This window comes from Niabella digestorum (assembly GCF_036409055.1).
Classification (GTDB): Bacteria; Bacteroidota; Bacteroidia; order Chitinophagales; family Chitinophagaceae; genus Niabella; species Niabella composti.
Window position 1 is genome coordinate 56,499 of record NZ_JAZGLY010000003.1, and the last position, 22,060, is coordinate 78,558.

Consider the following 22,060-nt stretch of genomic DNA (forward strand, 5'->3'; position numbering starts at 1 on the left):
TTATCCTATAATGGGATGACAAGATAGCTTGTTTTCTGAAATCCGAAATTAGAGTCCATTTCAATTACTTCCTCAGAATTACGATCAATAAATTTCAATACATCTTTGATGCGGACTAGGATACTCACTTTATAACACTTAAAATAGCACTCGCTACAATACTTGGTGAAATTCTTTGAGACAATTCCCGGCTCCTGTATGAAAAATTTAATAATTCCGAGGAATTTAAAACAGCGATTTTTTTCATGGCTGTTTTAAGCCCCTCTTTCCCCACTGGACATTTATACCCATTATACCCATTAATTAGAAAGTGATCTACTGCACCACAAACATCAGTACAAACTATTGGAAGCCCGGCACATGCGGCTTCATGAATAACTAATGCCCAGGGTTCATAGCGAGAAGGTAGTATAAAACAACCTGAGTTCTCTAACATCTCAACCAATCGATCCTGAGGTTGATAAGATGATAAAGTCACAGAAGGTATCGCTTTTATTAATGTCTCTATTTCCATTCTCATTGGCCCATCCCCCACGAGCAATAACTTCCATTCCGGAATTTCCGAATACAGTTCTTTCCACACCTCTATTAGTTCTTTAAGGCCTTTTTCCTCAGATAATCTGCCTATATATATGAATTGCCTTGGGTATTGCTCTTTTTTCCCATCCAAAGAACAAGTACTAAACAACTCAACATCAGCAGAAAGAGAAGGGTTTAATATATCCTGATTGCTAAACCCTAACTTCTTTGCATAATTATACTGCCTAAGACCCGCAACAAGTATATGAGAAAACCACTTCCTATGTCTGAAATGTGAGAAAATCACATTTAGCCACTGCTTCCCCCCCTTCCATTGCGTATCAATCATAGCAATTACAGGTATCTCAGTCCGCTTTCTAATCTGTTTTGCCACTGCATTGTAAACCGGATCCATCCAGCCTGAGGTACAAACAATGCAAGGTTGTATTTGCTCAACTAAACCCAAAATCTTCTCCTTGCTATCATATTCAGATCTATTCAAAAAATTAACCCCATCAATGTGCGGCGGGATATAGGGAGTCAACTTCTTGTGATCCCAGTGAATAACATAAAGACAATAACCCATTTTCGTCAATGCCCTAAAAACTGGGACATTATATGGATTCAATTCTGCATATAAAAAAAATATACTCCTCATCTTAGGAAAATATTAGCTATTACCATAAGATTGCAGAAAGCAAGCTAATGCTTATTTACTTCCTGACTTCTCGTTTGCTATATTTCTAGCAGGATTACCTACAATTATTGAATTGGGAGGAAAACTTTTATTAACGAAAGAACATGCCCCAATTATTGAGTTTCTGCCTATTACGATATCGCCTACAACTACTGAATTAGGATAAATCGTTACATTATCCTGAATTTCTGGATACTTCCATTCCTCGGGACCTTTATGCGAAGCATGAACACCAATTGTTACATTCTGATAAATAGTACAATAATGGCCGAGCTTAACTTTCTCTCCTATAACTACTCCAACGGGGTGAGGGAAACGGCATTTTTTTCTAATTAACTCTTTAATACCAATTGTAAAATGATTCGAAAAATAAAATGAAAGAGACCTATAGTACACTATAGATAAAATTAAATTACGACACTCATTTAGTAGGTGAATAAAAAAACGAAATAACTTCATTTTTATTTTTTTTCTCTTCAAAAGTGATAAATTTTGCTACTCCTTGACATCCCAAGTGTATCGGGCTATAGCTTTGTTTCTCCCAATAACAGCAATTTCATTTAACTTGTCTTAGTTCTGGATATAGCATTTTATTTTTTCAACCAACTCTTCAATACTACTATATAGAACAATCTCTTTATCTTCTTCATATAATTCTTCTCATTTATCCACTTTTCTGCACTTTAAGGAAAAAGTGCTAAAATATAATAATATTAATATTAACATTATTATATTTTAGCTTCATCAAAATAGATATACCATTTTCTAAAGCTTGTCCATATAATAATTTTCCATAATTAGCGACTCACACAATATATATTTATCATGATAATACTTTAATTTATTACTGTTCACATATTTAAGAAAATTCACATCCTCTGCTAAATTATAAATGCTATCTTAGCCAAGACAACCTCCAAGGATGGATATTTTATTTTAAATGCAGAATCTTCATTCTAAATAAACTCGGCTTTCTGATTAGCAGGAATTTTAATAGTAACTTTATACACCTCTAACATATATCTTCAACAATTCACTTTAATATACAATTAATAAAAACCATCTTCTATTTCATAACACTTAAAATAGAATGTGCAATTAGATGAGGAGCAATTCTTTTAGATAACTGTTTGCTTCTCAATGAAAACTTGAGTAACTCGGAAGAATCTAATACTGCAATCCTCTTCATTGCTTTTTTTAATGCATCCTTACTCACCTCGCATATGTAGCCATTATATCCATTAATTAAAAAAATGATCCACGGTCCCACATACATTCGTACATATTATAGGAAGCCCGGCACATGCGGCTTCATGAATAACTAATGCCCAAGGTTCATAGCGAGAAGGTAGTATAAAACAACCTGAGTTCTCTAACATCTCAACCAATCGATCCTGAGGTTGATAAGATGATAAAGTCACAGAAGGTATCGCTTTTATTAATGTCTCTATTTCCATTCTCATTGGCCCATCCCCCACGAGCAATAACTTCCATTCCGGAATTTCCGAATACAGTTCTTTCCACACCTCTATTAGTTCTTTAAGGCCTTTTTCCTCAGATAATCTGCCTATATATATGAATTGCCTTGGGTATTGCTCTTTTTTCCCATCCAAAGAACAAGTACTAAACAACTCTAGATCGGCCGAAAGGGAAGGACTTATAATTTGGTGATTTTTAAAACCTAACATTTTACCATAGTAGTATTGTCTCTGTCCGGCTACCAGCAAATGTGAAAACTAGCTCTTATGTCTAAAACGAGATAACAATACGTTTAACCACTGCCTCCCCCCCGCCATTGGGTATCAGTCATGGCAATCACAGGAATTTTACTGCTTTTTCTAACCTGCCTTGCCACTGCATTGTAGACCGGATCCATCCATCCGGAAGTGCAGATAACAGAAGGTTTTACCTGCTCAATTAAACTTAGAATTTTTTCCCCATCATATTTAGATCTTTTAAAATATTTTACTCCTTCTAATATAGGAGGTATATATGGGGTAAGTTTTTTATGATCCCAATGAATTATATAAATAGAAAAATCGTTTCTAACCAGTTCTTTTAAAACGGGGATATTATATGGGTTCAACTCAGCATATAAAAATAGAATCTTATGCATATTCTACAAATATACTCGTTAACAATTTATAAAACATTTTGAGACAAAAATAATATGTTATATAAGTAGAGCCCAATTATTTCTATATTTGCTTATTAATGTGATGAAGAGTACCGCAACATCTACATGGGATATTGGGAGTTATCTGCTAAATAAATGTCTTGCCTTTGCAATTCTACCTCTGTGTATAATTGTTGAGTTAAATGTAGTACCTGCTGCATTATTATCTAGTATTTTAATGTTATTGCAATTATTAAGTGTCTACATATTTCGCAAGTTCAAACCTTTTGGAATATTTCTATTATTTGCTATTACCTATACCTTACCGGCATATCTCTATTTTAATAGAGGATTTAATATTACCCTGTATTCTGCTGATTTTGACAATTATCTCTATTATAAAGGCGTCCTTGTCATACTCAGTATTTTTTGGTCAGTATTTATCCTAATGCTTCCGCGACTAAACGATCACATCATTATAAAAGAAAAACTCCCCGTATGGGATAGTGCATTTTTTTTCTATGGCATATTAAGTATTTTCTGTGCTATCGTCATTTTTGGAAAATCAGGAGAAAGTATTCTTTCTGCAGGAAAATATGGAAGTAACGAGATTAGTGGGGCCGGGGGCACCTCATTGTACGAATATGGCGGCTTTCTTTACCCCATAGCTTATATATTCTCAGGTAAGAAAAAAAGCCGTCTTATATTACTAATGATGGGGGCGGCCTTTTATTGTGCCAAGAGCTTACTATTAGGGGTAAGAGGCAACACTCTTTTTATGTTACTGATGTTTTTCCTCCTACATTTGGACAATCGGAAAACCCCCTTATTAAAGTGGATTTTAATGGGAACTCCTGCTTTAATTTTTTTTATAGGATTTGGAATTTTTAGGGGGGGGGCAGACGAAGGGGTTAATCGAATTATTAGCAAACTAGTATTATCCAGTGAAGATAATAGGATTTTCCATTTGGTGTTAGGCAATCAAACTGATATCTATTATGCCTCTACACGATTATATGCTTTCTGCGAAACAGGAATTTTAAGTATACAGGATCGTCTCAGTAGTTTTTTATATAACATTTTAGCTATCGTTGTACCATATAGCAAATTACCCGAAATAGCAAATATAGCAGCTTATAAGCAAGACAGCTATTATTCAGGTGGAGGTTCATTATTGCCTGTATATTTCTATATTTATCTCTCTTATTTTGGAGTAATATTAATAGCAGTTTTCTTAGGATTAATATTTCGCCTATTTATTAAAAAAGAAAATTTAAAATATCCTGCTTTTACAATGTATGTAGTAGCCCTACTATCGGCCTATCCCACATGGTATGGCTATAGTGCAAACAATGTATATAAATACTGTGTATATGCAGTGATAATGTTCGTAATTATACAAAGTATATATAGATTTTACAAAGATATACAAGCAAAGATTAGTTTACAATAAGCCCTCGGGTTTACCAATTTATCTATTCATAATCTACTCTTCTTAACCCAAAAGCTAACATACATAATATTGAAAATTGCGTTAGAACACTTGCCCATGCAGCCCCCTCTATTCCAAACCTTTTAATTAAACTTAAATTAAGAATAAGGTTGACAAAAACACCCATAACAGTTGCTAATAATACATATCGCTCTCTTTTCAAAGCAAGAAAGGTATAACTAAACGTCATCCCTATAATATTTATTGACATAGCAAAACTCAAAATAATAGCACAATTAATCGCAGAGCTCGCTTCTTCACCGTACAAAAAAGGCAACAATATAGGTAGAATGGCATAAGAAAACATTAGCAATAAAACAGCAATTAGTAAATTCAATTTCAACTGATCATAAAAACTTCTTTTTAAAAGTTGAAAATTATTATTTGCTATAATTTTTCCTATTCGAGATAAGTACATAAAAGAAAAAACGCCTACTAATGGCATTGCCAATGCTGAAAATGTAAGAGCAATTCTATAGCTTCCAGAAGCATGATATCCTGCAATTTTCGAAATCATAAACTGGTCAACATTTCCATACAACTGTGTGGCTAAAGTGGTAGCTGATAACAACAAGGACCGTTTCATCAAATCGATAGTCTTGTTTAGAGAAAAATTAAGTCTTGTTATTATCTTTTTATTTTTTATATAAAACAACAATATGATAATCCATGAAACCACATAAATCACTACCAACTCATATATATTATTAGGTCTATAACAAATTATCCCCAAGGCAATACAAATAAGAGGTATAGATTTTGAGATAACAAGGAACCTATCTTTAAGCAAAAAGCGAAGGTATATACCATATAAATCTCCTAGCCCTGTTAAGAATAATAGGGTTAAAAATCCAATGATAATCTTTAAATCTATATTAAATATATAAGAAAATACGGGTGCGATTATCACACCAAAAAAAAGAAAATAGCAAATATAAAGTGTTAGAACATTTTTAAGCTGTGATATATTCCCTGAGCGTAGATAATTATTTTGTATTCCAGTTAATATCACTCCAAAAGACATCGTTAATAAGGCCATAGTTTCAGTCATCTGTCCTACTAAAACAATCCCTGAAACTCTTACAAGTATTATATTGATAATCAGGTTAAGTCCTTGAGGTAATAGACGGGATAATGCCTGATACAACAAAAACTTATCTCTAAAAACTTTAAACATTATGATTGTTTCAATCCTATATAGCCCTTGTAAGGAACCATATTTGTACATCTTACTTAATGTACTCTAATTAGTAGAAAACTGGAGTAATAAATCGGGGATATCTGTTTTATTATTATGCAGGAATCTACCACCATTAATATTATCCACGGATATCTGAATCTTATCTCTGGACAACGCTTTCAAATTTTGCTCTAAAAGGGATTTATTAACTGAAGTAGCGATGTCAATTACCTTTGCATCGGTCATTCCACGGATTCCATCTATTACAATTTGATTTGGAATCTCAAAAACTCGAATAACTGCAGGAGCATAATTAGGTGCTTTCCCCCCATAGATACCATAACACTCTGAATCTCTTATAATTACTGTATTAGGAACTATCGGATATTTAGTATCTGCGGCGGCAAAATTGTTGATAAGTGTCATGGAACCGGGTTCCCCCCCTTGCCTAATTCCACTTACATATACACTTTTATAGTTATTTATCCATGCGGGTTCAACTGTTCCGCTCTGAGGAGGCTTAGGCACCATCAAATTATTTAAAAAATGTAATGTTCCCCTATTAACAATAGGAGCAGGCTGATTACCTTTTAAAGTGCCTGGCTCTACCCAGTTTTCACTCATTATAACCTTATCACCTGAATGTATATATAAAACTGATTCATTGTCTACAAATCTATTTTCCCGAATTATTGTTATAGTAGATTGTGCTGACAAATCTATAGATGATAGATTTTTAATAAAATCACAGTTACTTATTAGTACCTTACCTATATTTACATTATCATTATTAATTACTATTGCAGTTTTAAATCCTATAAATTGTAAACCTTCAATTTGTACCTGCCAACCAAATGCTTCAATTCCATTAATTCTATTTACCTTCCCTTTTTGAGGGGTAAGAACTGCTTTTTCTCCAAAAAACTGAACATACCGACCCACCTTTAATGGTTCGGAAATTATATAAATACCTGCAGGGAAAAACAGGTTTCTCACCGCTCCAAAATAAATGGATTTTGCCCCCGAACCCGGAATCTGGTTCATACTAAATCCACTTTTTTGTACATAATCAATAGCGTTTTGTATTGCTCTAGTATCATCCGTTTTCCCATCTCCCTTAGCTCCAAAGTCTTTTACAGACACAAAAGCGGAGCTTTTATCCTGACCATATGTTTTAAAACAAATTAATGCACCTAATATGAAGGTTAATAAGCGCATAAGGACTATCTATTTTATTTTTTATAATAATTTTTATACCAAGTAGCAAACTGCTCAATTCCCTTTTCCAAAACGGTTGCCGGCTTAAATCCTGTCAATTTTTGCAAAGGAGCCACATCTGCGTAAGTAACCTCTACATCTCCTGGCTGCATTGGCAAAAATTCCTTAATAGCCTTCTTACCCAACTTCTCCTCTAACACTTCAATCATTGTCAGCAATTCTACGGGACTGTTATTCCCTATATTTAATAACCTATAATAAGGATTCGAAGGGTTGTTTAGCGTCTCGTCTCCATCGAAGGGTGGCTGTGCTACCAATTTCTCGATAGCAGTAACAATATCGTCGATATAAGTAAAATCTCTTTTTAATTGCCCATTGTTGAATACCTTAATTGGTCTTCCCTCAAAAATAGCATCGGCAAATAAAAACATAGCCATATCGGGGCGATACCAAGGTCCATATACCGTAAAAAATCTGAGACCTGTACACGGGATAGCAAAAAGATGACTATAGGTATAGGCCATCACCTCATTACTTTTTTTTGAAGCTGCATAAAGAGATATAGGATGATCCGTATAATCCGTTGTTTTGAATGGAATCTTCTCGTTCAAGCCATATACGCTGGAACTACTAGCATATAATAGATGTTTTACGGGATATTTTCTGCAAACTTCTAAAATATTATAAAATCCTACTACATTAGACTGAACATAAGTATCCGGATTGATTAAGCTGTACCGCACCCCTGCTTGAGCCGCCAGATTAATTACATAATCAAACTTATAAGTTTGAAATAAGTCAATAAGTGAACTTCTGTCTAAAATATCGGTTTTAGAAAAAAAGAAATTAGAATACAGATCACTTTTTAGCATTATTTTACTATCAGGATCCCCTATTCCTAATTCTTTAAGACGTCCTTTCTTTAAATTGACATCATAGTAATCATTGAGATTATCAATCCCATATAAAGTATGCTCTGTTTGCACAATTTTTTTAACTAGATGCATTCCTATAAAACCGGCGGCTCCGGTTATTAATATATTACCCATATTGTTACTATATATAATATCAGAAGGGATACAATTAGTAAAAAAACAATATTTACTTCATGTAATTAATTACCTTAGTGCGCTTGTGATTATTCTACGAACCATCAAATAAATCACACTTAATAAACCTGCTAAAAATCCTCCTAGTATTAACATCAATAACTTACTCACACCCTTCTTTTGTAATGGCAATACAGGTGCATCTACAATCTGAATTAGAGGCGTTTCTTTTTGCAAAGTAATTTTACCCAATTCTAAGTTCTGTAGTAACGTACTCAACACTTGCTTATTCACTTCCGCACTAATAGTTGCATTTTGTATAGGGGCTACTCTCTGTGTCATCCTAGTAAGATTTTGATTAGGAGTAGCATCCGCTACCGCAACAGCACGGTGCACCGCACCGGTTAATATATTTCGAACCGAATCTACCTTAGCTTGGAGAATCTGCACATTCTCTAAGCTTTTCTTTGTCTTCGTCTCGAGATAAAAACGATTTACATTTTCTACAAGTTTCTCATTAAAGTTTTTAGCGAACAGCTCATCATTACTAGTTACGGTAATCTTAATAATATTTAACTTCTTGTCAATTTTCCCAACTTCTAAATAGTTTTTATTGATTTCTTTTACAATGGAAGAAATTATGCTATCATGTAAAAGTTGTTGACGAGTGTTTGAGTATTTATTGTAAGAGGCAAAGCGAATACCTTTTAATTCAGGCTTCTCTTTCCATTTTTTTCTAAGCCCATGCTTATCGATATAACGGTCTATCAACAATTGCTTTTTACCATCAAAATTACCCTCTGTCAATAATGTTCGACTAATCATAGTCCGAGAACGATATAACTCTAAGATATTCTCACCCTCAAATAATCCTCCTCCACCACAGCCCAGATCTATTCCAAAAGCGGAAGCAATCCCAGAATAAGAAGCTAGCGCCCCCTTATTCCCTCCTGTCTCTAATACAAAACTAGTCGAAGCAATATATACCGGTTTTTTGAGCAATGCATAAGTAAAGCCCAACCCACCACCAAGCAATCCAAAAAGTATAATAATGTATTTCTTGGATAAAAAGTAGTGTATCCAATCTCTAATATTTAGGATTAAATCTTTTAGTGAGTTGCTCTCGTTTACTGTATACGAAGTATTAATATTCGTATTCTCCTGCATGCTGCGTCTGTTTTATTTAAGAATAGTAATAAGCAGTGCTGCCAAGGATGCCACGGCGGTTCCTAATCCAACCCATCCCTGTGCTGTAAGTCCCTCTTTCTTTGCTTTTTGTGTAACAGAGATCTCCGCACCTGGTGTTACTGAAGGATAGTTATTAAAAAACAGAACCTTAGTTGTTCCCGAAACGGCTCCATTAGCATGAGTAACAAATGATCCACGTTTGAAAGCACTTTTAGTAAACCCTCCTGCACTATTTATATAATATTTAAAAGGTTTACCGGGCTTGTACACTACAGAGATAGGGCGTAGTACCTCACCGGTAACTTTTACTGTTTGCAATAATGTAGGCACTCTAATTATATCTCCATCCTCTACTATCAGATCCAATTTGGAATAAGGATTTTCCAGAATCTTATCCAATTCAATACCTACTAGATCAGAAGCTACATTTGATAAATAAATATTTGCCTTGGCGTCGGCACCATTCACACTATCCTGACCCAATCGCTGCATATTCATCGCTCTTATTCTTTCTTCTTGAGAATCCACATGGGAAGAAGGCCGTTTTAAGGACGCTCCTTTAGCATAGGCAAAAGCGGTAAGCCCCCCGGCTCTTTGAATGATATCAGAAATACGTTCGTTTTTAGACTGTACGGTATAATACCCCGGCCGTAACACTTCTCCCACTACTTGAACTGTCTTCAAAGATGAAAACCCCTCTACTGGTCTTACGGTTACAACATCGTAAGGTTGCAGTACAAAGCCGCTGTCCGAAAGGCTAAGATCGCTATTAACAGTTGTGTGAAAAACCTGAGCTATTTTTACCTCTTTCTGACTCAAATCCGCACTTTTTACTCTCCTTGCTACCTCTATATTCAATGGGTTGCCGGCTTGAGTAAAACCTCCCGCCATTTGAATTAGGTCCTCAACAGTCATGTTTTCAGCGAAATCAAAAGTTCCTCCCCTTCTCACCTCTCCGTTAATGCTCACCGTATAACCATCTCTCAAATCAAAAATTGAAGAAATATTGACGATATCACGCCTTTGTAATGCTATGTCAGAATCACCCCCCAACATCACTTTGTCTACCTCAAAAGGTACAATGCTGGTTGTATTATCCGCATTCTCGCGTATAATATATCCCCGCTTTCCAAACACATCGGGTGTTAAACCGCTGGCCTGAGCAACCAATTGCGAAACCGTTAAGCCAGGCTTCAATTCATACATGCCCGGTCTCATTACGGCCCCTACGATATCTACTTTATTTTCGAAACGATCAAAAATTGGATCTACATATACCTTGTCTCCGTTTTTAGGATAGAAGTTGGGATAATCCAACAACTCTTTAACAACAATTTTTTTCGCCTCATCGGTATTTTGTATAATTTTTACACGAGCCTTATAGGCAAAATCCGAAAAGCCACCAGCGTAACGCAATACGTCAGCTAACGATTCTTCAGGTTTTATTTCATAAATGGCCGAACGCTTCACCTCTCCTAGCACATCCACTCTTATCTGATACACAGGTACATGAATTATGTCTTGGTCCTCAAGCCTTACATTATCTGCAGGCATCCCGTTTACCAAAAAATCATACAAATCCACTACAGCAATAATACGACTGCCTCTTATCACCTGAATATTCCGAAATGTACCTCTGCTATTGGGTCCTCCGGCAGCATATAAAGCATTAAATACGCTAGCCAAAGATGGTAAGGTATAAGTTCCGGGCCTTGAAACTTCTCCCGTCATTATTACTTTAATACTTCTTATGTTACCCAAATTAACAGTAACATTCGTTCTTCCAGCTCTAATTGCAGGATAAGTACTAGCCAAAGTTGACCTAATTTTACTGGTAGCGTCTTCTATGGTCAACCCTGCAACATATATTTTTCCCACATATTCTATCGAAATAAACCCTTCGGGAGAAACACGAGGTTTATAGCTAGCTTCATTATCTCCTGTTATATCTATTAAAAGCTCATCATCAGGGCCAATTATATAATTTTTGGGGGTAGCCATTCTCAGATTTGTCTCAAAGGGTGAAGCCCCCGAACTAAATAAATTGGCACCAAATATTCTAGATTTGGGAACGAGACGCCCTCTGGCTAATCTTGATTTGTCACTATCATCTTCATCATCTTCAAACACCTCCCTTTCCACATCATTGTCTTCTTCACTATTTTGTTGCAATTTTTTTACCCTATCACGCAGTTTTTGAATTTCCATTGCATCCATTCCTCTCGCTCTAGCAGCGGCCTCCAACTGGCTTTCAGTCATTCCCGACTCACCCATTCTCTGAATCATTTGCCGGATTTGCGCATCAGACAAATTATCTACTTTAATAGCGCCTAAATCATCAGGCATTTTTGCGGGATCTTGTTTTCCCGTAGCTGGAAGGGTGTCCGGCTCCACCTGGGCAGTAATAGTTGTGGTTATAAAGAAAAAAGAAATTATAAAAAGGAAGCTATTTCGCAACATTTTATTAATCATAATAATAAAGGATTATGCAAATTGATCGCAAATTTAATACCTTAATATAGAACTGACGCAATTTATTTATAAAAGTAATAACAAGCTCCTACACAGTTACTGTTTAATTCCAAGGTACACTCGTTTAGAGTAAGTATCTAGGTAACAGATCATGGAGCTTATATTGTTTTTGGGTTGTTTCATTAATAAAAAATCTATCAGCATCCAACTGACAGATTTAGAACGCTATACGCAAGCAAATATTGCGCCACTACTTCCTGATATTTTTCGCTAGGGTACGCTCCTCGTGAATCATATCGTTAACAACCAAACTGGCCTGGTATAGATAAATATCTTCACTAAGCCCCTTAATCCAGTCTTTAAGTCTCTCCTGCTTGTTTTTATCATTTTCGTACTTGTTCAATTCCATAGGCAGCAGTGAAACGTCCAAAGGCGTTTTTAATTTTTGTGCTGCAGTGATTTCATCTGCCTTCTCCTTAATCATTTTTTTGTCCGCTTTATACTGATTAATATTGAGCGGGTAGCTGCGATTGTTTTGCTCAGCCAGCCATAGACTATTTCTCTTGATTATCTGAAATGCACTGTCGGACTGTACTCGTTGATTACTTAAGCGCTTTAACGTATTAATATCTATCTGCGAGTTCCAGGGGGTATAGTTCGATTGGGGAATCTCGTCGTAAGGCAAGGCGTACTCATTATCCTTCTCTCTTATTTTCAAAGGCTCTAGCTGACTGGGTAGTACAATATCCGATTCTACTCCTTTGAGTTGCGTAGAACCACCACTTACCCGATAAAATTTACGCAATGTGAGTTTTACGGCACCTAGGTCGCCGTCGCCATCTCTTTTAAAACCATACTTTCTGTCCAATCCGATATTTTGTTGTACCGTACCTTTCCCATATGTTGAGGTACTGCCAATAACCACACCTCTTTTGTAATCTTGTATAGCCGCCGCAAATATTTCCGATGCAGAAGCACTAAACTCACTTACCATCACCGCGAGAGGACCGGTATATAAAACGGAAGGATCATCATCGGTCAATACCTGAGGGGAAGATATGCGATCTTTTACTTGTACAATGGGACCTTTAGGAATGAACAGTCCTACCATCTGTACCACATCGTACAACGAGCCTCCTCCATTTCTACGAAGATCCATAATGATACCGTCTACCTTTTCATCTTTTAAACGCTGCACTTCCCGGGCAACATCGGTATAACTTCTTCTTCCGTTAGGATCCTGAAAAGGTGTATAGAATTCCGGTAAATAGATCACTCCTATTTTAGTACCTTTTACACTATCGGTAATAATAGCACTACGTGCATAAGTGTCAATATCATTTTCAATCTTAGCACGAACCAACGATACTTCTTTTTCCACTCCATCTGGTTTTCTTACGGTGATCCTAACTACTGTGCCTTCCTTACCCCGTATCAGTTTTACGGCATCCTGCACATCATAACCTATCATATCTACCGGCTCCCCGTCCACACCCTGAGCTACTTTTATAATAATATCTCCGGGATCCAGCTCGCCGGATTTTGCTGCAGGACTGCCTGCATTCAGATTCACGATCTTAATCAGCCCATCGCTATACTGCAGTTGGGCTCCAATACCGTAAAAAGTACCGCTCAATTCTTCATCAAAATAACTCTTATCCGCCGGCGGGAAAAACTCCGTATGCGGATCCATAGTAGTAGTAATATTGTCAACAAACAAGTTGAACTTATCTTCTTCTGTAAACTTCGCCTTGTACCGTTCGAACATTCGATTGATGGTTACGCCAGTTTTTTCACGGGCCTCCTTCTCCAACTCAGCCTCGCTTTTTCCAGACTTGCTTTTATCTTCTTGCAACCCCACAAAGCGTTCTAGTGCGTAAAACTTAATCAACCTACGCCATCTGTCTTTACGCTCGGCCTGGGTAACCGCATATTTGAGACGCTTACCATCAAGATCAATAGACTCGTTTACTGTAAAGTCGAATGGAGCTTCCAGTATTTCCTTTTTCCATGCCGCTGCTTCGGCTACACGTTGGTCAAAAACCTTAGAAATACCTAAAAAACTCTCCACCGGAGCACCGTTTAACTCATCATCTATACGCCTGCCGTATAAATGTTCCAGTGAGTCCACATCTTTTTGCAGAAAAATGTCTTTACGGGGGTCTAAATCTTCCAGATATTTATGAAATACTTTCAGCGAAAAATCGTCGTCAATTTTTTTGGGTTCGTAATGTGCTTGCGACAATAACCTTGCTACAAGTTGTAGGATAAGCTCATATTTACCTATTTCCTTTTCCCGATTACCGGCTATTATCTTATTCTTAAATGCAAAAAACGAAATGGTCAATACTACCAACAGTATCAGGAACGGTAATCTCTTCATATTGAATATGTATTTAATAATTTTACGCACGAACCAAAATTAATATTAATTGATCATCTCCAACCTTATTTATGAAAAGATTTAGAAAAAGGATTTAAGAAAATGTGATACAAACATATAGGCTCTTCTCTCCTACAACTTAACCCTTAGAATGCACCCCCCGAAATAAAAAAATCTCAAAAAAAATCTTAGCGGTTTGTTTTCTTTTTTATTCATTTTTACCTACTTTTGCACTCCCTTAAACGGTGGCTGTAGCTCAGCTGGTTAGAGCATCAGATTGTGGTTCTGAGGGTCGCCGGTTCGAACCCGGTTAGCCACCCAAACTAAAACCCTGAATCTTCCGTTCAGGGTTTTTTTATAACTATTTTTATGAACGCTTCTTTCTATCTGCTACCTGTTCTTTCTGCAATCTTAGGCTGGCTTATTAATAGATCGTTCAGTCGGTATCTACTCTATCGTTATCTCCCTACCAGACAGGAACAAATTATTGACAGTATTGGCAATAAGGCCGCTCAACTAATTTCTACAGAAAAAATAGAATCCTACTTGGCTGACCCTACACTTATCGGGAAAGCAATGCCTATGATAGAAAAGCATATTGATGAGTTTTTAAGTGTGAAACTTCCCCAACAGATACCTATGCTGTCGATGTTTGTAGGCAATAAAACCACCGACAAAATCAAGGAAGTATTCGTAGACCAGCTGCAACAGCTTTTCCCGAAAGTAATGACAGAAATTGTAACACATGCACAGGACAAATTTGACATCAAAACTTTTGTGATCAACGAATTAAGCAGCAACGATGCCATTACTCAAACGAAAAATGCACTCGCAAGTCCACTTCAAAAATTGCAATATATCGGTTTGCTTTCAGGTTTTTTAATAGGTATAGTGAACGTATTGCTATTATTATTGTTAATGTAGCAATTATAACAACATATTAAACATATTTCAGGACAAGGAATCGAGGTTTTTCACGTCTAACCCCACAAAAAAATAGAATGCGTATATTTTTATCTCTTGCATTGGCTTTGTTAGTATCGTTTGGAACTATTGCACAAACGCCCGGAGGACAAATGCCTACAGGAAGTATTTATGGAAAAGTAATTGATTCTGCTACCGGCAAACCCATTGATGCCGCCACTATTCAAGTATTTCAAACTCGGAGGGACACTGCAACCCAAACGCCCCAAGATGTTTTGATTACTGGTGGTTTAGCCGATTCTAAGGGAGACTTTAGAGTTGAGGGTATTCCTGCAATGGGACAATACAAACTAGTGATATCCGGTATCGGCTATAAAGCCTACTCAAAACCCTTCTTCTTTATTGATAGAAAGGCAATGGCCAATGGCGCAAGAGATATGAGCGCATTGTTGAACAACTTGGATAAAGATTTGGGAAATATTAAATTATCGATTGATGCAGAAGTACTTCAAGGTGTTGTGGTTACCGGAAGCAAACCCTCTGTACAACTGGGCATCGACAGAAAAATATACAATGTTGAAAATAACCTTACCTCTGCTGGAGGTAATGCTACCGATGTATTAAAAAATGTACCGTCGGTAAATGTGGATATTGATGGAAATGTAACCATTCGTAATGCTTCCCCACAAATATTCATTGATGGACGTCCGACTACTCTAACACTCGATCTTATTCCGGCCGATCAGATAGCCAGCGTAGAAGTTATCACCAACCCTTCTGCAAAATACGATGCATCAGGCGGTACAGCAGGTATTCTGAATATCGTATTAAAGAAATCAAAAACCGTTGGTTATAATGGTTCCGTGAGGGCAGGTATTGATGAACGTGGGAAATATAATTTGGGAGGAAACGTCAATGTACGTCAAGGCAAATTCAACGTATTTGCCAATGTGGGTTACAACCAACGTAAAAGTATTTCCGACGGAAATACCGACCGTTCTACCTTTTTGAATGATACAACCATCAATTTGTATCAAACCGATAGAAGCGTTGGTAACGGTCGCTTTATATTCGGAAGAGCCGGCTTTGATTACTTCTTGGACAATCGTAACACACTTACTGTTGCGGGTATGGCCGCCAATGGGAAGTTTAACAATGGTACAAACAGTAATATACTCATTGATACCCTTGTCGCTGGCAATACCTTGCAATCCAAAATTGCCAGAACATCCGATGGCAACTTCCGCTTCAATATGCGTGGTGCTACTGTAGGCTTTTTGCACAACTTCCCCCAGAACGGTCATCAGCTAACAATCGATGGGCAGTATAATAAAAGTAACAATGAGAGCCGCAATCGCATAACCAACAATAACTATGCATCCCTAAGCGGACCGGTGACCAGCACCAGTGTGCAACAACAAAACGGGAAAGGGAACAACGAGCGTATCAATATACAATCAGATTATACCAATCCTATATCAGATATCTCTAAAATCGAGGCTGGCGTGCGATTTAATCAAACCCGCACCTTCAGTGAAAATATTTACAACCTGGTAGGTCCTGGCGACGTATTAATTCCGCAGCCTTTACTCTCTTCAAAATTTGATTACCGAGATCGTATCTACGCTGCTTACGGAACTTTTTCCAGTAAAATCGGAGAGCGTTTCGGTTACCAAATTGGATTGCGTATTGAAAGCTCCGATTACAAGGGAACTGTGTATAACAGCGTACGCGGCAGTGGTGGTAGTATTGTGGATACAGTTTCGCATTTCAGCATCTCCTACCCCATTAGCTTATTCCCAAGCATCTTTCTGTCGCAAGAATTGGGCAACGGGCAGCAATTACAGTTGAACTACAGTCGCCGAATCAACCGGCCGGGCTTCTTCCAACTATTCCCCTTTGTCGACTATTCAGACTCACTGAATCTTAGCAAAGGAAATCCGAACCTGAAACCCGAGTTTACCAACTCGCTGGAATTGTCTTACGCCAAAACCTTCGACAGAGCAAATAACCTGATTTTATCAGTTTATTATAAAACCACAAATGATCTGATTACCCGATACCAGGCCCGCGAGATCAATCCAGTAACCGATCAGATGGTACTGGTAAATACTTACATTAATGCCAATTCGAGCTTTGTGGGAGGCTTTGAAGCCGTAGCTAAAAACGCTATTACCAAGTGGTGGGATCTTACTACCAACCTGAACATCTATACCTCCAAAATAAAAATAGACGACCCTTCTATTCCTACAGCTGATCAGATTTATAGCTGGTTCGGAAAAATCAATAATACCATTAAACTACCCGCAAACTTTACACTACAAGTTTCTGCCGATTACAACTCGAAAACCGTGCTGGCTCCCGGAGGTAGTGGTGCTTCATCGGGTGGCGGTGGCGGTCGCGGTGGATTTGGAGGTAATGTAAGCGGTAACGCACAGGGATATAGTATGCCTACTTATGGTGTGGATATTGCGCTGAAATATGAATTCCTGAAAAACAAGGCTGCATCCATTACTCTAAGCGGGAATGACATCTTTAAAACCCGTGTAAACGACGTATACACTTCAGCTTCTTTCTTCAATCAGCATCAGGTACGCAGACGTGATCAGCAATTTTTCAGTATTAATTTCGCATACAGATTTGGTAAATTTGACGCATCATTGTTGAAACGTAAAAACCTGAAAGCCGAGCAAGAAAGTATGCAGGGAGGTATGCAGGGAATGCCTAACTAGCGGCGACGGGAAAATGGGCGTGCGACATATTGATTTTCTGAAAACTGCTTTAATTTCAGGGTTGATGAATAACCCTGAAATTGATATTTATTAGCCAATAAAGTTTCACAAAGCGAACAATTATGCTACTATGATGTTTAAACATTATTAAACGAAAGAAACGGTTGAAAAGCCGGGCATTTTGTTCATGAAGTGAAAAAGAGTGTTGAATAAGCATTTACATATCGTATGTCTTGACGTCCCCTGCCCATCAGATTATGGATGTGCCATTGATATGATGAGCAGGATTAGGGCATTTAGAAAAAAGGGCATCAAAATACATCTGCATTATTTTGAGGACAGCAATAAGTGTCGCACTCGAGAGCTAAACGAACTGTGCGAGACATTTGAGGTGTACGAACGAAAAGCTCCTTCTGAATGCCTTTCCATCAACACACCTTTTTGTGTAAGCTCTCGTTGTAACGAGACGCTGATTAATAATATTAATAAAGACAACTACCCCGTGTTGCTGGAAGGCTTGCATACTACCGGCATCATCAACGCTATCAGTAAAAACAATAGAAAAATATGCATTCGTATGCATAACGTGGGCCCCATTTATTATAAAGAGTTGGCCCGTCAGACATCCAATCCTGCCAAAAAAACATATTTCCTCGCCGAAAGCTTACTATCGCAAAAGTACTTACCTACCCTACCACGGCATCACATGATTGCCTGTGTAAGTGAGGGAGACAAAAAATATTTTGAATCACTAGAATTTCAGAATGTGCATTATGTACCGGCGTTCCCGGCCTGGCAAACAGTAGATAGTAAAACCGGCGTGGGGAATCTTTGCTTATTTCATGGCAATCTATCCGTGCCAGAAAATGAAAAAGCAGCATTATGGCTGTTGTGTAATGTATTTAATAAAATAAGAATCCCCTTTGTGATAGCGGGGAAAAATCCTTCTAAAAGCATTCAGAAGGCTGCCGATCTATGTCAGCATACTTGCTTGGTAAGTAATCCTTGCGATAAGGAAATGGATGACCTGATTGAAAAAGCCCATATCAACATCCTACCCTGTTTTAGTAAAAATATCACTGGAGCCTCACTAAAATTATTGCACGCATTGTATAAAGGGCGTCATTGTGTTACCACTCCGGCCATGGTAGAAGGTACTGGACTTGAAGCAGCCTGCCATATTGGTACCAGTGCCAATGCTATTGCTGCGATTATTTCACAGCTATATTACCGGCCTTTTGAAGAAGAAGAAATCGAGTTGCGTGAAAAACTGTTGTACGATACGTACAATAATGATGTCAACGTAGAAAAGTTTATAAGTTATCTATGGTAGCATTGTCAATTACCTTTCCCCCCTCAGTTTTGATAAGACGGGCTGGATATTTTTGCACCACCGTGTAATCATGTGTAGCCATTACTATGGCAGCATTTGTTTTCTGAGCGATGGATAGCAATAATGTCATGATTTCATCCGTAGTGATGGGATCTAGGTTTCCGGTAGGCTCATCTGCCAGAATAAGTTTAGGACTGTTCAATAAAGCTCTTGCAATATCTACACGCTGTTGCTCGCCACCACTCATTTCAAAAGGCATCTTAAGCGCTTTATGTTTTAAACCTACCTGCTCCAGAACTTCATTAATTTTTTCATCCATGGCCTTTTTATCCTTCCACCCTGTGGCCTTCAACACAAAGCGTAGATTTTCGGCAACATTTCTGTCGGTAAGTAATCTGAAATCTTGGAAAACAATGCCCAGCTTACGGCGCAGATAAGGAACTTCGCGCCAATGCATATTGCGCAGCTGATGCCCTACTACTACGGCGTCGCCTTCGGTAAGGGGCAAATCAGCATATAATGTTTTTAAAAGACTGGATTTACCACTACCCGTTCTTCCTACCAGATACACAAACTCTCCTTTATTCACTGTAAGGTTTACGTCCTTCAGCACTTGATTCTCTCCCTGATATATGTTTGCGTTTTTAATTTCTATAATCGGCATGGTAGTAGTGTTGTAAAGCTGCAAAATAAGTGAAAAAAACAGCAATCCCAGTTATTTGGTATACATCTCGCCCTCATACAACTAAAACACAACGTTCTGTTGGTACAAGAGGCAACTATGGGTTTGTTGAAATCCTGAGTAACCTAAGAATTAATAGGGATATTTTTTAGCGACTCATATACCACTTTGGATAGGAACGGGCTGGCATCGCCTCCGTTTTTAATAATATCTCTCACGATAGTGGATGCTACCGATGTATATTTGGGCTCTCCGGTAAGGAATATCGTTTCGATCTCTTTGTCTAGCGCGCGGTTGGCATCAGCAATCGTTTTTTCATATTCAAAATCGCTCACATACCGGATGCCCCGTAGTATAAACTTGGCACCTATTTTTTTGCAAAAGTTCACTGTCAAGCCTTCATACACGGCCCCTTCAACTTTGTCTGAGTTTCCATAAATATCCTTAATCCACTGCAAACGTTGTGAGGTTGAAAACATCGGCTTTTTGGATGCATTGTAACCTATTCCGATAACAATTTTATCAAACAGCGGCAGCGCACGATTGATGATATCTTCGTGTCCTAGCGTAATCGGATCAAACGTTCCGGGGAATAGGCATATTCTTTCAGCCATGTATATTACTTTTGAGTGTACAGATGAGGTTTAACAGGTACTAATTATTTCTATTCGAGAGCAAATATAACACAGCCATTCTTACCGCCACACCGTTTTCAACTTGTTGCAGTATAATAGAATGGCCACTGTCCGCCACGTCACTATCCAGCTCCACCCCTCTGTTAATCGGACCAGGGTGCATAATCACCACTTCTTTTTTCAGCCGGTCCAACAATTTTCTGCTAATTCCGTAGCTGAGGTTATACTCGCGTAGTGAAGAAAAGAGCACCTGGTTCTGGCGTTCCAACTGAATGCGCAGTACATTAGCCACATCGCACCAGTTAAGAGCTTCTTCCACATTATAGCTCACGTTTACATTGAACACTTCACGAATATACTTAGGGATAAGTGTGGGTGGGCCACATACAGTAACTTCTGCACCCATTTTTTTGAGCAAATAAATATTGCTCATGGCTACCCGGCTGTGCATGATATCGCCGATAATAGCCACCTTTACGCCTGCTAATTTCCCCAGCTTTTCTCTGATGGAGAAAGCATCCAATAACCCTTGAGTAGGATGCTCATTGACACCATCGCCTGCATTAATAATTGCTGCGGGCACATGTTGAGCCAAAAAATGCGGCGCTCCGCTGGCACTATGGCGCATTACTACCATATCCACTTTCATGGATAAGATATTGTTCACTGTATCCAGTAAAGTTTCCCCTTTGGCTACCGATGAGCCGGATGCTGTAAAGTTGATGGTATCGGCGGAGAGTCGTTTTTCAGCCAGTTCAAAGGAAATACGTGTACGCGTAGAATTCTCGTAAAACAGATTTACGATGGTCACATCGCGTAAGGACGGAACCTTCTTTACCGGACGCTGCAAAACCTCCTTAAATTGTGTAGCCGTATCTAAAAATAGGGAAATATCCTCTTTCGTAAGGTCTTTAATACCTAGCAGATGTTGCGTGGAAAGCTTCATTAAAAATCAAAGATAGGATATGTATTTTACATAAAAAAGCGTCGGTAATAAATACCGACGCCTCTATTATATCTTACAATTATTGTTTGTTTTGAGACTTGGAAATATCTTCTGTTAGGAAGATATCCTCATTATCCCGTTTCATAAGATATTTTTCGCGGGCCAGCTTCTCAATCACAACCGGATCGTTTTCCAGATCGGTTTTGATTTTCTTAAGCTCCGCTAATTCCTGAGTGTAATACTCCTTGCTTTGGATGAGACCGTTTAGCTCCCTTTTTCTTTCTATGGTTGTAAATATATCGTTCTTGTCCAGAAAAAGCATGATGGCAAGAAAGCCTACCGTAGCAAGAAAGAACTTATTGGTAAGAAAGCGGGATACTTTACCCAATGCCTTCTTTTTTGCAGGAGCCTGTTGCTGTATTTCAGGCTCTTTTTCGGCGATAAAATCTACAAATTCTTGCATAGAAATTCTTTTTCAGGGACAGTCTCTGCGA

Annotated in this window: 18 protein-coding genes and 1 tRNA gene; 5 read left to right on the forward strand and 14 right to left on the reverse strand. The window is 37.9% G+C overall.

Annotation, left to right across the window (positions count from 1 at the left end; translation table 11 throughout):
• Nucleotides 1-124 precede the first annotated feature (124 nt).
• From V2H41_RS05645 to V2H41_RS05660, 4 genes are all read right to left on the reverse strand, one after another.
• Nucleotides 125-1,177: a glycosyltransferase gene (locus V2H41_RS05645; RefSeq protein WP_330974163.1), complete on the reverse strand. Its 1,053-nt coding sequence runs from the start codon at nt 1,175-1,177 to the stop codon at nt 125-127.
• A 51-nt stretch (nt 1,178-1,228) separates the two neighbouring features.
• A complete protein-coding gene (locus tag V2H41_RS05650; protein WP_330974164.1) occupies nt 1,229-1,696 on the reverse strand; it encodes a serine O-acetyltransferase in 468 nt (155 codons plus the stop codon).
• Nucleotides 1,697-2,457: 761 nt separating this feature from the next.
• The gene (locus tag V2H41_RS05655) at nt 2,458-2,904 is read right to left on the reverse strand and encodes a glycosyltransferase (protein ID WP_330974165.1); all 447 of its coding nucleotides are present in this window, start codon (nt 2,902-2,904) and stop codon (nt 2,458-2,460) included.
• Between the two features lie 83 nt (nt 2,905-2,987).
• Nucleotides 2,988-3,332 (reverse strand): response regulator, encoded by a 345-nt coding sequence (locus V2H41_RS05660; RefSeq protein WP_330974166.1) that lies wholly within the window; start codon nt 3,330-3,332, stop codon nt 2,988-2,990.
• An 88-nt stretch (nt 3,333-3,420) separates the two neighbouring features.
• On the opposite strand from V2H41_RS05660, the gene V2H41_RS05665 reads away from it, so the two are divergent.
• Nucleotides 3,421-4,785, forward strand: a complete 1,365-nt coding sequence (locus V2H41_RS05665) for a hypothetical protein (protein WP_330974167.1) — start codon at nt 3,421-3,423, stop codon at nt 4,783-4,785.
• A 22-nt stretch (nt 4,786-4,807) separates the two neighbouring features.
• Here V2H41_RS05665 and V2H41_RS05670 read toward each other — a convergent pair whose 3' ends face one another.
• From V2H41_RS05670 to V2H41_RS05695, 6 genes are all read right to left on the reverse strand, one after another.
• Nucleotides 4,808-6,001: an MATE family efflux transporter gene (locus V2H41_RS05670; RefSeq protein WP_330974168.1), complete on the reverse strand. Its 1,194-nt coding sequence runs from the start codon at nt 5,999-6,001 to the stop codon at nt 4,808-4,810.
• A 66-nt stretch (nt 6,002-6,067) separates the two neighbouring features.
• On the reverse strand, nt 6,068-7,222 hold the full coding sequence (locus V2H41_RS05675; RefSeq protein WP_330974169.1) for a glycosyl hydrolase family 28-related protein: 1,155 nt from the start codon (nt 7,220-7,222) through the stop codon (nt 6,068-6,070).
• Between the two features lie 14 nt (nt 7,223-7,236).
• Nucleotides 7,237-8,271 carry an NAD-dependent epimerase/dehydratase family protein gene (locus tag V2H41_RS05680; RefSeq protein WP_330974170.1) on the reverse strand — a complete coding sequence of 345 codons (1,035 nt, stop codon included), beginning with the start codon at nt 8,269-8,271 and terminating at the stop codon, nt 7,237-7,239.
• A 69-nt stretch (nt 8,272-8,340) separates the two neighbouring features.
• A complete protein-coding gene (locus tag V2H41_RS05685) occupies nt 8,341-9,438 on the reverse strand; it encodes a lipopolysaccharide biosynthesis protein (RefSeq protein WP_330974171.1) in 1,098 nt (365 codons plus the stop codon).
• 12 nt (nt 9,439-9,450) lie between these two features.
• Complete coding sequence (locus V2H41_RS05690) at nt 9,451-11,931, reverse strand: SLBB domain-containing protein (protein WP_330974172.1); 2,481 nt, start codon at nt 11,929-11,931, stop codon at nt 9,451-9,453.
• Between the two features lie 250 nt (nt 11,932-12,181).
• On the reverse strand, nt 12,182-14,314 hold the full coding sequence (locus tag V2H41_RS05695; RefSeq protein WP_330974173.1) for a carboxy terminal-processing peptidase: 2,133 nt from the start codon (nt 14,312-14,314) through the stop codon (nt 12,182-12,184).
• Nucleotides 14,315-14,559: 245 nt separating this feature from the next.
• On the opposite strand from V2H41_RS05695, the gene V2H41_RS05700 reads away from it, so the two are divergent.
• The 4 genes from V2H41_RS05700 to V2H41_RS05715 all read left to right on the forward strand — a co-directional run bounded on the left by V2H41_RS05700 (nt 14,560) and on the right by V2H41_RS05715 (nt 19,303).
• Nucleotides 14,560-14,633, forward strand: a tRNA-His gene (locus V2H41_RS05700).
• Nucleotides 14,634-14,683: 50 nt separating this feature from the next.
• Complete coding sequence (locus tag V2H41_RS05705; protein ID WP_330974174.1) at nt 14,684-15,238, forward strand: DUF445 domain-containing protein; 555 nt, start codon at nt 14,684-14,686, stop codon at nt 15,236-15,238.
• Nucleotides 15,239-15,315: 77 nt separating this feature from the next.
• On the forward strand, nt 15,316-17,970 hold the full coding sequence (locus V2H41_RS05710; RefSeq protein ID WP_330974175.1) for a TonB-dependent receptor: 2,655 nt from the start codon (nt 15,316-15,318) through the stop codon (nt 17,968-17,970).
• Nucleotides 17,971-18,172: 202 nt separating this feature from the next.
• Complete coding sequence (locus tag V2H41_RS05715; protein WP_419784734.1) at nt 18,173-19,303, forward strand: glycosyltransferase family 4 protein; 1,131 nt, start codon at nt 18,173-18,175, stop codon at nt 19,301-19,303.
• Here V2H41_RS05715 and V2H41_RS05720 read toward each other — a convergent pair.
• The 4 genes from V2H41_RS05720 to V2H41_RS05735 form a co-directional block, all read right to left on the reverse strand.
• On the reverse strand, nt 19,284-19,967 hold the full coding sequence (locus V2H41_RS05720; RefSeq protein WP_330974177.1) for a cell division ATP-binding protein FtsE: 684 nt from the start codon (nt 19,965-19,967) through the stop codon (nt 19,284-19,286). The genes V2H41_RS05715 and V2H41_RS05720 overlap by 20 nt on opposite strands.
• A 143-nt stretch (nt 19,968-20,110) precedes the next feature.
• On the reverse strand, nt 20,111-20,599 hold the full coding sequence (coaD, locus tag V2H41_RS05725) for a pantetheine-phosphate adenylyltransferase (RefSeq protein ID WP_330974178.1): 489 nt from the start codon (nt 20,597-20,599) through the stop codon (nt 20,111-20,113).
• A gap of 40 nt (nt 20,600-20,639) precedes the next feature.
• Nucleotides 20,640-21,566, reverse strand: a complete 927-nt coding sequence (locus V2H41_RS05730; protein WP_330974179.1) for an aspartate carbamoyltransferase catalytic subunit — start codon at nt 21,564-21,566, stop codon at nt 20,640-20,642.
• 79 nt (nt 21,567-21,645) lie between these two features.
• Nucleotides 21,646-22,029, reverse strand: a complete 384-nt coding sequence (locus tag V2H41_RS05735; RefSeq protein WP_330974180.1) for an FtsB family cell division protein — start codon at nt 22,027-22,029, stop codon at nt 21,646-21,648.
• Nucleotides 22,030-22,060 lie beyond the last annotated feature (31 nt).

Coding starts and splice junctions, on each gene's coding strand:
- V2H41_RS05645 (WP_330974163.1), bottom strand. CDS start 1,177: ATGAGGAGTATATTTTTTTTATATGCAGAATTGAATCCATATAATGTC.
- V2H41_RS05655 (WP_330974165.1), bottom strand. CDS start 2,904: ATGTTAGGTTTTAAAAATCACCAAATTATAAGTCCTTCCCTTTCGGCC.
- V2H41_RS05660 (WP_330974166.1), bottom strand. CDS start 3,332: ATGCATAAGATTCTATTTTTATATGCTGAGTTGAACCCATATAATATC.
- V2H41_RS05670 (WP_330974168.1), bottom strand. CDS start 6,001: ATGTTTAAAGTTTTTAGAGATAAGTTTTTGTTGTATCAGGCATTATCC.
- V2H41_RS05675 (WP_330974169.1), bottom strand. CDS start 7,222: ATGCGCTTATTAACCTTCATATTAGGTGCATTAATTTGTTTTAAAACA.
- V2H41_RS05680 (WP_330974170.1), bottom strand. CDS start 8,271: ATGGGTAATATATTAATAACCGGAGCCGCCGGTTTTATAGGAATGCAT.
- V2H41_RS05685 (WP_330974171.1), bottom strand. CDS start 9,438: ATGCAGGAGAATACGAATATTAATACTTCGTATACAGTAAACGAGAGC.
- V2H41_RS05690 (WP_330974172.1), bottom strand. CDS start 11,931: ATGATTAATAAAATGTTGCGAAATAGCTTCCTTTTTATAATTTCTTTT.
- V2H41_RS05695 (WP_330974173.1), bottom strand. CDS start 14,314: ATGAAGAGATTACCGTTCCTGATACTGTTGGTAGTATTGACCATTTCG.
- V2H41_RS05705 (WP_330974174.1), top strand. CDS start 14,684: ATGAACGCTTCTTTCTATCTGCTACCTGTTCTTTCTGCAATCTTAGGC.
- V2H41_RS05710 (WP_330974175.1), top strand. CDS start 15,316: ATGCGTATATTTTTATCTCTTGCATTGGCTTTGTTAGTATCGTTTGGA.
- V2H41_RS05720 (WP_330974177.1), bottom strand. CDS start 19,967: ATGCCGATTATAGAAATTAAAAACGCAAACATATATCAGGGAGAGAAT.
- coaD (WP_330974178.1), bottom strand. CDS start 20,599: ATGGCTGAAAGAATATGCCTATTCCCCGGAACGTTTGATCCGATTACG.
- V2H41_RS05730 (WP_330974179.1), bottom strand. CDS start 21,566: ATGAAGCTTTCCACGCAACATCTGCTAGGTATTAAAGACCTTACGAAA.
- V2H41_RS05735 (WP_330974180.1), bottom strand. CDS start 22,029: ATGCAAGAATTTGTAGATTTTATCGCCGAAAAAGAGCCTGAAATACAG.